Consider the following 13,112-nt stretch of genomic DNA (forward strand, 5'->3'; position numbering starts at 1 on the left):
GTCAATTGAGGAGCTATCATGACAATAAGAGTTGCGATTAACGGATTTGGCCGTATTGGCCGCAACGTGTTGCGCGCCCTTTACGAAAACAGCTACCGTGACCGCGTTCAGGTGGTTGCCATTAACGATCTAGGCGATCCCTCGCTAAATTCCCACCTGCTGCGTCACGACACCGTGCATGGTCACTTTCCTTTTAAAGTAGAACATGATGCCGAGAGCATCACGGTGGATGGTGATCGTATCGCCATCTCCTCAGAGCGCGACCCGTCACAGTTGCCTTGGGCATCAATGAATATTGATTTGGTGATGGAATGCACCGGATTATTTACTAAGCGAGCGGCGGCGGCTAAGCATATCGAAGCGGGTGCCAAGCGCGTGCTGATTTCTGCTCCCAGCCCGGATGCCGATGCGATGATCGTTTATGGTGTCAATGAAGGTGTGTTGACCGCTGAAGATACCGTTGTCTCTAACGCTTCCTGCACCACCAACTGCTTGGCGCCAGTAGCGAAAGCCATAAACGATGTTGTGGGTATCGAAAACGGTTTGATGACCACCGTGCATGCTTACACCAACGATCAAAACCTGTCGGATGTTTACCACACTGACCCCTACCGGGCGCGCAGTGCCACCCACTCGATGATCCCGACTAAAACCGGCGCTGCCGCGGCGGTAGGCATCGTATTGCCGGAGCTGGCGGGTAAGTTCGATGGTCTTGCAGTTCGTGTGCCGGTGATCAACGTTTCGCTGGTGGATCTCACGTTTACCGCCGGACGCGATACCACCAAGGAAGAGATCAACGCCATCGTTGAGAAGGCTGCCGCCAACTCGCCGGTTTTGGCCGTTAATGCCGAGCCGCTGGTGTCTATCGACTTCAACCACGATGCCAACTCGTCGACCTTTGATGCCAACCATACCCGCGTGAATGGCCGTCTGGTTAAAATCATGGCTTGGTACGACAACGAGTGGGGCTTCTCTAACCGTATGCTAGATACCGCGCTGGCGATGCAGGCGACGGCTAAGTAACGCCTTACTAAGGGCAGGTGTCGCCCAGCAGCAGCTCCGTTTGCAGCAGTTGCTGGGCAAGGGGCACGCGGCCTAGAATCATCTGTGCTGCGATCCGCCCCTTCCCCCCGCTATCCTGGCGTACCGTGGTTAAGCGCGGTGCGCGGTACTGACCTTCGGCAATACCATCAAAGCCAGTAATGCGTAGCTCTTCCGGTACGCGAATACCGCGCTGTTCGGCGAGCGTTAGCGCCGTCAGCGCGATGCGGTCAGACATGCACAGCAGCAGGTCTGGCCGCTGTTCGATGGGCTGGTCGAGAATCTCGGCAATTACCGGCGAGCACACCTCGAAGGTATTCTCCTCGATATTCCATAGCGGCACCCGTTCTGCATCCATACCTTGCTCATTGAGTGCGTCATGAAAGCCTTCAAGACGGGCGCGGCTGATCGTGCTGGTGTTGGGCAGCAAGGTATGTTCGGGGGTTACTCGGCCGTTGCAGACCTCTTTGGTTAAGCGCAGGTTGATGATTGCCGGACGTTTGGGCAATAGGCTCAGCGCATGCCGGGCGATTTTATAGCTGGCAGCGGTATCGTCGATATGCACCGTTGGGCAGCCTTCTATATCAAAATCAACGGATACCAAATTACGCTGGGCAGGCAGTTCATCAAGCAGTTTGTTGTTGGGCATTAGCCCATAGACGATAAAGCCATCGGCGATATTGGCCGAGCCCGGTGGTTGGGAGGCGTGGCCGCGACCCGGCAATAGCAGCATCGTATGGCCGTGGGCATCAAGGACTTCGGCGACCCCGGAGAGAAACTCGCTGGCCACGGCGTCGTTCAAGCTGTAGGTAAGGCTTTCGGCAAGAATGACCGCAATGATCCGCGAGCGGCCGGTTCGCAGGCTGCGCGCTTTGGCGTCAGGGCCGCTGTACCCCAGCCGTTTGGCCTGCTTGAGTATCCGTTCGCGTAGGGCGGGAGAGAGCTGATCCGGGCGGTTAAAGGCATTGGAAATCGTCGCCGTGGAGACGTTGAGTTCCTGCGCAAGATCCTTGAGTGTCATTCGGCGCTGATCAGTCACAATGTGTCCTTAGCAGGCTATTTTTTAATAATTGAAGGCTTAGCTATTTAAAAGGCGCGTTAGATAAAATCGACCCGCTGGGTGCTGCCACTCCCCATGATAAGCGAAGGGGAGGTTAGGCACACACAGCGGGTCGGTAATGCGGGTATCTTGGTTGTCTTGTGAGTTAAGCGGCCGCCTGCTGTTCAGCTAATTTCAGCGCCGTACCGTTGTCATCAAACAAGTGGACTTTTTCCCAATCCGCTGCCAGTGATACCTGCTGACCTTCCTTCCACTGGCTGGGTGCTTCGCTGCGGTGGATCAGTAGCGTATCGCCCTGTTTGGGCTCAAGGTAGACGTAAACCTCGTTGCCTAAATACTCGACGTTGACGATATCAAAGCAGTTGCCATCAGTGGGCGCCGCCAAGCATAGATGCTCGGGGCGAATGCCCAGCGTCAGCGCTTCACCGCTTTGCCGTTGTTGGGCATCCTGGGGTAAGGCGAGTTCGCCAATCCCCGTGGCCCGCACGCGGCAGCCGCTGGCGTTGCCAGCGAGTAGCTCTGCGGGCATAAAGTTCATGGTCGGTGAGCCCATAAACCCGGCAACAAATTTCGTCGCTGGGCGCTGATAAAGCTCGTGGGGGCTACCGACCTGCTCGACGTAGCCTCCATTGAGCACCACGATTTTGTCGGCCAGGGTCATGGCTTCCACCTGGTCGTGGGTGACGTAAATCATGGTTGAACCGAGACGGTGATGCAGCCGGGCGATCTCGTTACGCATCTGCACCCGCAGTGAGGCATCCAGGTTGGAGAGTGGCTCGTCAAATAGCAGAATGCGCGGCTCCCGCGCCATGGCTCGGCCCATGGCCACCCGCTGGCGCTGGCCGCCGGAAAGCGCCTTGGGCTTACGGTGCAGAAGTTCTTCAAGCTGCAAAATCTTGGCTGTGCTCATGACCCGCTCGTGCACCGTCTCTTTGGCGGTTTTGGCCAGTTTCAGGCCAAACGCCATGTTGTCGTAAACGGTCATGTGCGGGTAGAGCGCATAGGATTGAAACACCATGCCCACCCCGCGTTCCCGCGGTGGCAAGTCATTGACCACGGTGTCGTCCATGCGCAGGTCGCCATCGCTAATCGATTCCAAACCAGCGATCAGGCGCAAAAGGGTCGACTTGCCGCAGCCGGAAGGGCCAACGAACACCACAAACTCGCCGTCGCCAATATGTAGATCCACATCGTTAATAATGTGATCGCTGCCAAACACTTTGTTGATCTTGCTAAGCGTTACACTGGCCATGGGTGACTCCTTGCCGACCTCACTGCTTCGCTCGCGTTGGGCCGGCCTGTTGTTTTGTATGGTTAAGTATTATCGGCGACGCGCATAAAGGCCGCTTGATACCCTGGCAGCGTCAGGCTGTCACCGTTGCGCTGAGTGGTAAAGCCGTGGCCCTGCAAGTCGCTCTCTATCGCTAGCGGCAGGCTAACCGTCTGCGCCTCGGCGGTAAGGTTGAAAACGCACAGCAGCTTTTCAGCATCTTTTTGACGGCTAAAGCCGAGCAGCGTTTCGCCCACATCGACCAGCGTTAAGTCGCCGTCGAACAGCGCGGGGTGTTGGCGGCGGAAGGCCAGCATGCTGCGCAGCGCATTCAGGGTGGAGTTGGCATCATCCTGCTGGCGGCTTACCGCCAGGTCGAGGTGACTGGCCTCCATGGGTAGCCAGGGCTCAACATTGGAGAAGCCGCCGTGTTCGCTGTCGTTCCAGGGCATTGGCGTGCGGCAACCGTCGCGGCCTTTGAACTCCGGCCACAGCACTTTGCCGTAGGGGTCTTGGATGCGTTCAAAGGGGACGTCGGCCTCCGGCAGGCCCAGCTCTTCACCTTGGTAGAGGCAGACGCTACCGCGTAGCGAGCAGAGCATGGCCAGCGCCACTTTCGGGTAGGCGGTAGGGTGTTCACCTGCGCCCCAACGGGTGGCGCTGCGTACCACATCGTGGTTAGAGGTTGCCCAGCATGGCCAGGCATCACCCGCCAGGCGCTGAAAGCGCTCCAGCACTTCATGAATATAGCGCGCTGAGTGGGGCTTGTTGAGCAGGTCAAAGGTGTACGCCATATGCAGCTTGTCGCCACCGGCGGTGTACTCGGCCATACGCTCAAGCGGGTTATCGTCGCCGATTTCACCCACGGTCGTGGTGCCCGGATATTCATCCATCAGCGCGCGCAGATCTTTCAGAAAGTCGAGATTTTCCGGGCGGCTAAGGTCGTAAACATGGCGCTGCCAGGTATAGGGATTGCTATCAGGCGCGCCCAGGGTTTTGGCTTCGCCTTTGGGAACCGGCGGGTTGTCGCGCAGCTCGGCGTCGTGGAAGTAGAAGTTGACCGTATCCAAGCGGAAACCATCCACGCCCAACTCCAGCCAGAAGCGCATATTATCCAACTGCGCCTGGCGCGCTTCCGGGTTATGGAAGTTGACGTCCGGCTGGCTGGTGAGAAAGTTATGCATATAGTACTGCTGGCGCCGTGAATCAAACGTCCACGCCGGGCCACCGAAAATCGACAGCCAGTTGTTGGGTGGCGTGCCGTCCGGCTTTGGGTCGGCCCACACAAACCAGTCGGCCTTCGGGTTGGTACGATCTTGGCGGCTTTCCTGAAACCAGGCGTGTTGATCCGATGTGTGGCTAATCACCTGATCGATCATCACCTTAAGCCCCAGCGAGTGGGCCTTTTTCAGCAGTGCTTTAAAGTCCTCCAGGGTGCCGAACATGGGGTCAACATCGCAGTAGTCGCTAATGTCGTAGCCAAAATCGAGCATTGGCGAGGTGAAAAATGGCGATAGCCAGATACCGTCCACGTTCAGAGACGCCACGTAATCGAGTTTTTCAGTAATCCCGTTAAGGTCGCCAATACCGTCGCCACGGCTATCCATAAAGCTGCGCGGGTAAATCTGGTAGATAACGCCGCCGCGCCACCAAAGAGTGTTGTCTTGCATCTTGAAATCCATTGTTGACATAAAAAATCCTTAGCCTTTAACGGCACCGGCGGTAAGGCCTGACACAATGCGGCGCTGGAAGATAATCACTAATACGACCAGCGGCACCGTGACCACCACAGAAGCGGCCATAATTGGCCCCCAGGGCAGTTCGTAGGCGCTGCCGCCTGACAGCAGCGCGATGGCGACGGGTACCGTGCGCTGGGTGTCGGTGAGTGTGAAGGTGAGGGCAAACAGAAACTCGTTCCAAGCGGCGATAAATGCCAGCAGCCCAGTGGTCGCCATGGCGGGCCACATGAGCGGCAGAAACACTTTTGTGATCGTTACCCAGGGCGTGGCGCCGTCCATAATGGCGGCCTCTTCCAGCTCCATGGGTAGCTGCTTCATAAAAGTGGTCAACACCCAGACGGTGAAGGGCAGGGTGAAGATGGTGTAGCTGAGGATCAGCCCCGCAGGGTTGTTGTAGAGATTGAGTGCACGGATCACCTCAAACAGACCTGAGAGCACCGCCACCTGGGGAAACATCGAAACGCCCAGAATCACCAGCAGCACCGTTGAGCGGCCGCGAAAGCGCACACGGCCCAGGGCGTATGACGCGGTAATGCCGAGCAGTAGAGCGATGAACACCACGCTAACCGCCACGATGATGGAGTTAAAAATAGCGCGCAGAAAGCTGGTTTGGGTGAAGACGCTGATGTAGTTATCGAAGTTCCAGTTCGACGGCCACAGCTCAACCCGGAACAGGTCGCTCGAGGGTTTTAATGAGGTGACCACCGCGTAGTAGAACGGGAAAACGGCATACACCATGATCAGCACAATCAGCGCCCAAAACCCGACGCGCTTGGCTACTTTGGCCAACTGACGCGTGTTCATTAGTCACCTCCCAATTGGATTTGTTTACGCCCAACGTAGAGATAAGCCACGGTGGCCAATGCAATAATTAAGAACAGCAGGGTAGAGGCAGCGCTGCCGTAACCGACATCCTGAAACTCGACCAACTGCTGGCGGGCGTATACCGACATCGACATGGTGCTGGTGGAATTAGAGGTCAGTACGTAGATCACGTCGAACACGCGCAGCGCGTCGAGCAAGCGGAAAATCACCGCTACCATGAGCGCCGGGGTAATTAACGGCAGGGTGACCTTGAAGAACACTCGAATCGGGTGGATGCCGTCTACTTCAGCGGCCTCGTAGCAATCCTTGGGCAGCATTTGCAGGGCAGCAAGCACCAGCAACGCCACGAAGGGGATGGTTTTCCACACATCGACCATAATCACCGCCCACATGGAGTAGGTGGCGTTGGCTGTCCAGGCGATGGGAGCGTCAATCACCCCAAGACCCATCAACATATAGTTGATAATGCCGAACTGGTCGTTGAGCATCCACGCCCACATTTGCGCAGAAACGATGGTGGGAATTGCCCAGGGAATCAGTACCGCAGCGCGAACGATTACGCGGCCCTTAAACTCGGCATTCAAGATCAGCGCGACAATCACCCCGAATACCACTTCCAGGGATACCGACACCACCGAGAAGTAAACGGTGTTCCATACCGACTGCCACCACACCGAGTCGGCCAGTACCCCGTACCAGCGGCCATCGTCATAGACGAGGTAATTCTCGAAGCCAATCAGATTGGCGGCGCCTAAGTCTGACAGTGACGCATCGGTGAAGCTGAGAAAAAAGGTGCGCACCAGCGGCCAACCAGCGACCAGGGTTAACGCAATCAGCATTGGGGCTAAAAACAACCAAGCGGCTTTCACTCGCTGACGGCGAACCTTGGTGCCCCGGCGCGGCTTGGTAGTCAAAGAACGCGCCCCGGCGGGCGCGTCATCATGCTTGAGGGAGGTCGACATGGAGGGGCTCCAGGGTTACCAGTTGCGACGCTTCAGGCGAGCCAATTCGTCTTCAAGGTCAGCGACCGCTTGAGTGCCATCTTTAGTGCCGGAAAGCACATCGTGGGAGGTGCTGAAGAAGGCGTTGCTGACCCGGCCATAGGCATCGCCGGTGGGCGCGGAAGGCCGTGCAACAGCATTAACAAAGGTTTCGTAGAGGGTGCCAAAGAAGGGCACCGCCTCCAGCACTTCGTCGTCCTGGTAGAGCGCATCGATAGTAGGGTTGTAAGAGGCTTGAATGGCGCGACGCTTCTGCTCTTCTTCTCCAGTCAGGAAGGCAACCAGATCGGCGGCTAACTCAGGGTGTTCGCTGTAACGCGACACGGCTAGGTTCCAGCCGCCCAGACCAGCGGCACTTTGGCCGTTTTCGCCGCCCGCGGGCAGTTGGGTAACCCCTACTTTGCCGCGAACGTCACTATTCTCGCTCTGGGCCAGCGACCAAGCGTAGGGCCAGTTGCGCATAAACACCGCGCCACCGCTCTGGAACACGCCGCGCGCTTCCTCTTCAGTGTAATTAAGTACGCCGTTGGGCGAGATATCGCCAATCCAGGAGGCGGCAAGATCAAGTGCCTCGGCAGCGTGTTCGTTGTTAATGCTGATCTCGCCATCAGTTTCCACGATGTTTCCGCCGCCAAAGCTGGCCACCCACTCAAGGGCATTAACGGTCAAACCTTCGTAAGCACGTCCCTGGAAGACATAGCCCTGCATACTGTCATTGCCCTCAGCGCGTTCGGCATCTTTGATTTCGCGGGCAATCTCGGTAAGTTCTTGCCAAGTTGTCGGCGCTTCGTGGCCGTATTTTTCTAATAAATCTTCACGGTAATAGAGCACACCCGCATCGGTGAACCACGGCATGGCGACTAAGCGGTCATCAATGGTGTTGTTGGTGACGATGGTGTCAAAGTGACCGGCGGCGGCGTCTTCGCCCAACACTTCTCGAAGGTCAAGCAAGTGGTTGGCGAGCAGACCAGGCCACACCACGTCGATCTGCATCACATCGATATCGCTGGAGTTAGCCGACAGGATCTGCTGATAAAGTGAAAGACGCTCGGTGGAGGAGTTGGGCGTTGAAACCACGTCGACGCTATGGCCGGTTTTCTCCTCCCAGGCGGCGACGCCCTCCTGGCAAAGCGTTAGCTCCGCGCCTACCGCACCGCAAGAAATAGTCAGTTCTTCAGCCTGGGCCTGGCTTGTCGCGCTCAGCGTGCTGGCCACGGCGATAGCGGTAGTGATTAAAGTCTTTTTCATAACGGCGTACCTCGACGTTTATTGTTGTGGACGATGTTGCATCAAAAACAGCGCTAAACAGCTAGCTAAAGTGCGCTCGATCGCTCTCTTAACTTTTATCTTAATCGATTAAGATAATGCCACTCAGTTAGCCGCTTCGGCTGCAAAAGTTCAATAGCGACTTTTGTCTAACGGGATTATTCAGTTTTCACTAAATAAAATAGTTCCTTAGACATTAGTCGCTAATTAGCAACTAGCCGTTGGCAATAAGCGACTTAATCGATTAAGTTCTGGCTATCTTTCCTTAAGCATCGTGGCGTTTAATGACTGCCACTACCCCCGCTGGGCGAACTGTGCAAGGGAAGTGTTATCGATATGATCTTAATCGATTTAGACATAAGTTCTTAATAATAGCTGCTAAATAGACAGCTGCTTACCAATAACAATAGGATCCTCAAAACAATGCATAAAATGACATTTAAAACGCCGTTAGCGATTGCGATTGCCGCCGCCAGTTTAGGGATCAGCGGAGTTGCTTCGGCACAGATGACCATGGAACAACGCTTTGCCGAGCTTGAAGCTCGCATTGAAGCGGCGGAACAACGCGCTGATGCCGCCGAGCGCCGTGCCGAGATCGCCGAGCAATCACAATCGACCGCCGTGGCGACAGAGAGCGACGCGGAGATCGAAGAGCGTCTGGCCCGGGTGGAGCGCTACGCCGATGGCGAAGAGGGCTTCTCGTTTAACGTTTACGCCCGCTCAGGTTTGCTGATTGGTGAAGATGGTAAAAGCGAGAACGCCGGGCCTTATTTGACTCCCGCCGGTGGCGAGGGGGGCGCCGTTGGTCGTTTAGGCAATGAGCCCGATACCTACGCCGAAGCGATTTTCAACTATCGCATGCAGTTTGATAATGGCGCCAAAGCGCTTTACCGCACCATGATCGCTGACGGCACGACCTCAAGCAATGACTGGACCGGCGGTGAGTCGGATCTCAACGTGCGCCAGGTATTTGCCGAATTCAGCGACCTGCCCAGCTTCACCGGTGCCTTTGAAAACGCCTCTATCTGGGCGGGTAAACGCTTTGACCGTGATAACTTCGATATCCATTGGCTCGACAGCGACGTAGTCTTCCTGGCGGGTACCGGTGGTGGTATCTACGACATGCAGTTGGCCGACAACTGGAAGTCCAACCTGTCGATTTATGGTCGCAGCTTTGCCGACTACCCGATCGTTGACCGTGAGAACCCCGGACTCGAAGGCGATACCGACAACTTGATTTTGACCTCTAACAATTACTTCGGTAACTGGCAGTGGATGGTCAACGGTATGTCCGCGGCGGACAACGACGAGCGTGACATTGATGTCGGCCAGACCGCAGCTGATACCGGCTTCCATACCATGATTGCTTACCATGGCGACAGCTTCTTCGGCATGGGCGAGGGCAATTTCAAAGCGGCTGTGCTGCATGGTCAGGGTTTGGGCGCCGAGACCAAAAGTATTGGTTCACGGGGTGATCTTACCGATGACGCCACCGCCACGCGTCTAGCGCTCTACGGCACTACTTATATTGCTCCACAGTGGCGCGTTGCCCCCTCTATTCTGGCTGAAACCAGTGAAGACCGTTATGTCCAGGGCGATAAGTACAACTGGGCAGGGCTTAACGTGCGCCTAGCCAACGAGCTAACGCAGAACTTTGAAATGCAGTACGAAGCTGGCTATCAGTGGATGGATCTCGATCCTCAGGGATACAGTGGTCGTAACGCCGTGGATGGTGGCTTCAGCAAGTTCACTATCGCGCCTACCTTCAAGCCGGAAGTTGGTGGCTTCTGGCAGCGGCCTGAGATTCGTCTATTTACTACTTTCAGCGACTGGGATGACGACCTCAACAACTACGGTGCCAGCTCACTGGGCAACGAAGGCTTTACCGGCGGCCAGTGGACCTTCGGCGTTCAGACCGAAGTGTGGTTCTAAACGATGCGAGTTGCTTGATGTAACTGTTTCTTCTCCAATGCACTTTGCCCGCGATACGTCGCGGGCTTTTTTATAGGGCTTTAATCGCATTGGTGAACGGTGAGCAGGGCTACCCAGGGGAGGGCTGATGTCATTTCTTCAAGAGAAACTAAAAGCACCGCTACTGCCGCTTAGCGTGGTAGCCAGACCGCGCCTAAATGACCATTTTGGTTTAAATGAGCATGTTCGCTTACTGATGGTGCAGGCCCCTTCGGGGTATGGCAAAACCACGCTGCTGGCCGAGCGGCTACCGGCGCTGGAGCAGGAAGCCGCTTGGCTACGTTTGGATCAGCGAGATAATCAGCCTGCGCGATTTTTAGCCTATTGGCAGGCAGCTCTCAATTCGCTGTTGGATGAAAAAGCGCCGCTGTCACCGGTGGCCGAAGAGGCCGACTGCGTTGAGCAGTTAGAGCGCTGGCTTGGCGAGTTGCCCGAGCAGCGCCTATCGTGCCGGTTGGTGGTGGATGAATTTGAACACCTGACGCATCCCGATATTTTAGCCGGGCTGGCCCACTGGCTGCGCCACCAGCCGCCCTGGCTAACCTTAACCCTGGCTAGCCGATCACGTCCCGCTCTGGGGCTAGCCAGCTTACGGTTACGCGGCGAGCTTGAAGAGATCGACCTCAGCGCCCTGGCCTTTGATAGCGAAGAGGCGCAAACCCTGTGCGCAGAGCAGCTCAGCTTTCCACCCACACGAGTAAGCCTGGAGCGGGCGCTGCGCAGAAGCGGTGGCTGGGTCATGGCGCTGAGCTGGCTGGTAGAGCGCACCACCACACGGGCAGGCTTCGACGCCCTGGTTGATCGGTTAAGTGGTGCTCACCCCGACTTTGTCGCCTGGTTTGACGAGTTGCTCTCCTCAGCACTGCCTTTAGAAGAGCGTGAGCTTATGTTGCAACTGGGGGTGCTGGAGCGTTTTTCTCCTGAGCTAATGGCGCGCTTGCTGGAAGGCGAGCGGCTAACACAGCGCTTGGAGGCCTTTGAACAGGCGGGGCTATTTATTGAACGGCCTGATCCCCACGCTCAGTGGTACCGCTTCCAACGGCTGTTTGGTGAGTATCTACGCCACCGCCGTCATGAGCTAAGCCTTGCCACCCAGCGCACGCTCCACCGGCGTGCCAGCCAAGCGTGGCTAGCCTTGAACGATCCGGTGATGGCTCTGCGCCAGGCGATACTCGCCGAAGCCCCTGAAGGCGTGGCCAGTCTACTGACCGCAGAAGGGCCAGCCCTATTGGCAAGGGGTGCCTACGCACTGTTGGCCAAGGGCTTTGCTCTGCTCGGTGAGCCGCGGCTCACCACCAGCCCAGAGCTTGCACTGCTGTATGGCTGGGTTTCCCATGCTCAGTTTCAGTTTGAGATTACCGCACGCGTGATTGGCTGGATTGAAGCGCAGTTGCATGCGCCAGAGTGGCAACTTCTTAGCGCTGAATTCGCTACGCTGCGCGCCCAATTGGCGATTAATCAAGGCGACGCTGAGCGCGCCGCGCCGCTGGCGGAACAGGCACTGGCCGTACCCGCCCGCTATTTAGCCTCAACGCCGCTCACCGCCACCGCCATATTGAGTGAGGCGCGCTTTGTGCAGGGGTATTTAAACGAGTCGCTGCAGCGAGTTCGCGAAGTAGAGCATCAGTCCCGCCAGCGTGAAGACCACCAACTGCTGCTCTGGTCGTTTTGTCATCAATCCGAATTGCTGGTTGCCCAAGGACGCCTCCAGGCCGCCTACGATATTCAAGAGCGCGCCTTTGCACATTTGGAGCGAGCCGAGCTCGAGCATTTGCCCGTGGCGGAGTTTCTGTATCGCATTCGCAGCCAGGTGCTTTGGGAGTGGCACCGCTTGGATGAAGCTGAACAGGCGGCCTTGAAAGGTATCGCCGTGCTGGATAACCAGGGCGAGCGCTGGACATTACAGTGCCATATTCAACTCGCCAAAGTCGCCCAAAGCCGCGGCGACCAGGCCCAGTGCGCTGACCATATTCGTCGGTTGCGTAAAATTCTTGCCGAAGGGGATTACCATATCGACTGGGTCGCGAACGCCCACGCTACGCTGCTGGCCTGGTGGCACTCCACCCATGATATGGATGCCGTAGAACGCTGGCGCCAGGAAGCGCCGGCCCCCATCACCGAAGGGGCTACCAACCACTTTTCCCAGTGCAATGTGCGCAACCACGCCCGTGCGCTCACGCTGCTGGGGCGCTTTGATGAAGCCTGCACGCTATTAGAGGCCCTTGAAGGGCACACCCAGCGATTGGGGCTGGTCACGGACGCTAATCGTAACCAGCTCTGCTTAGCCGCAGCGGCGTGGAATGCAGGAAGAGAGGAGCATGCCCACCAGCATATGCATCAAGCGCTGAGCTTGGCTTCCCGCACCGCACTGGTGGGCAGCTTTCTGCGTTTGGGTAAACCACTAGGGGAGTTGCTCAATAGGTTACTCGATAGCGGCACCTTGGATGTCTTAGAGCAGGCGAGGGCAGAGCGGTTGCTGGCGCTGGCGGGCCGCCAGAAGGATTTTGGCAGCGCCCGACGCTTAATGCTGGATGAGACGGTGATCGCCGATATTGTCGCCCGGCCTGATGTGCCCGAGCTGATCCGCACCTCGCCGCTCACCCGCCGTGAGTGGCAAATCCTGGGGCTGATTCATGCCGGGCTCTCCAATGAGCAGATCGCCGAGCAGTTGTCGGTGGCGCCTACCACCATCAAAACCCATATCCGCAGCCTCTATCAAAAGCAGAATATTCGCCGCCGGGATGAAGCGATCACCCTGGCCGGGCAGTTGCTGGCGCATATTCAGGGGGAATAAGTAGACAGGCGGGCTACTCCTAACGCCTACGCCCAGAGTCACCCTGGGGGGAGGATTTTATCTTGTGAGCAACCCTGCATCATGCCAAGTAACCAGCAAGAACTATGGCAAGGACTATGACAAGAACTATGGCAAGGACAAAACA

9 protein-coding genes are annotated in these 13,112 nt (G+C 56.9%); 3 read left to right on the forward strand and 6 right to left on the reverse strand.

Going from position 1 to position 13,112, the window contains the following annotated elements:
• Positions 1-18: 18 nt before the first annotated feature.
• Positions 19-1,023 (forward strand): type I glyceraldehyde-3-phosphate dehydrogenase, encoded by a 1,005-nt coding sequence (gene gap, locus J7J49_RS17425; protein WP_064233273.1) that lies wholly within the window; start codon positions 19-21, stop codon positions 1,021-1,023.
• A gap of 7 nt (positions 1,024-1,030) precedes the next feature.
• On the opposite strand, the gene J7J49_RS17430 is transcribed toward gap, so the two are convergent.
• The 6 genes from J7J49_RS17430 to J7J49_RS17455 all read right to left on the reverse strand — a co-directional run bounded on the left by J7J49_RS17430 (position 1,031) and on the right by J7J49_RS17455 (position 8,184).
• Positions 1,031-2,080, reverse strand: a complete 1,050-nt coding sequence (locus J7J49_RS17430; RefSeq protein ID WP_353048391.1) for a LacI family DNA-binding transcriptional regulator — start codon at positions 2,078-2,080, stop codon at positions 1,031-1,033.
• 166 nt (positions 2,081-2,246) lie between these two features.
• On the reverse strand, positions 2,247-3,353 hold the full coding sequence (locus J7J49_RS17435) for an ABC transporter ATP-binding protein (RefSeq protein ID WP_215094408.1): 1,107 nt from the start codon (positions 3,351-3,353) through the stop codon (positions 2,247-2,249).
• Positions 3,354-3,415: 62 nt separating this feature from the next.
• The gene (locus J7J49_RS17440) at positions 3,416-5,041 is read right to left on the reverse strand and encodes an alpha-glucosidase (protein WP_215094590.1); all 1,626 of its coding nucleotides are present in this window, start codon (positions 5,039-5,041) and stop codon (positions 3,416-3,418) included.
• 30 nt (positions 5,042-5,071) lie between these two features.
• Complete coding sequence (locus J7J49_RS17445) at positions 5,072-5,914, reverse strand: carbohydrate ABC transporter permease (RefSeq protein ID WP_064233275.1); 843 nt, start codon at positions 5,912-5,914, stop codon at positions 5,072-5,074.
• The gene (locus J7J49_RS17450) at positions 5,914-6,897 is read right to left on the reverse strand and encodes a carbohydrate ABC transporter permease (protein WP_215094410.1); all 984 of its coding nucleotides are present in this window, start codon (positions 6,895-6,897) and stop codon (positions 5,914-5,916) included. Before J7J49_RS17450 ends, J7J49_RS17445 begins: the two co-directional genes overlap by 1 nt.
• Positions 6,898-6,912: 15 nt before the next feature.
• The gene (locus J7J49_RS17455) at positions 6,913-8,184 is read right to left on the reverse strand and encodes an ABC transporter substrate-binding protein (protein WP_215094412.1); all 1,272 of its coding nucleotides are present in this window, start codon (positions 8,182-8,184) and stop codon (positions 6,913-6,915) included.
• A gap of 441 nt (positions 8,185-8,625) precedes the next feature.
• On the opposite strand from J7J49_RS17455, the gene J7J49_RS17460 reads away from it, so the two are divergent.
• A complete protein-coding gene (locus tag J7J49_RS17460; protein WP_064233278.1) occupies positions 8,626-10,134 on the forward strand; it encodes a carbohydrate porin in 1,509 nt (502 codons plus the stop codon).
• Positions 10,135-10,261: 127 nt separating this feature from the next.
• Entirely contained in the window at positions 10,262-12,967 is a 2,706-nt protein-coding gene (gene malT, locus J7J49_RS17465; RefSeq protein WP_215094414.1) for an HTH-type transcriptional regulator MalT, read from the forward strand.
• Positions 12,968-13,112 lie beyond the last annotated feature (145 nt).

This window comes from Halomonas sp. ISL-56 (genome assembly GCF_018612805.1).
In the GTDB taxonomy this organism is placed as follows: Bacteria; Pseudomonadota; Gammaproteobacteria; order Pseudomonadales; family Halomonadaceae; genus Vreelandella.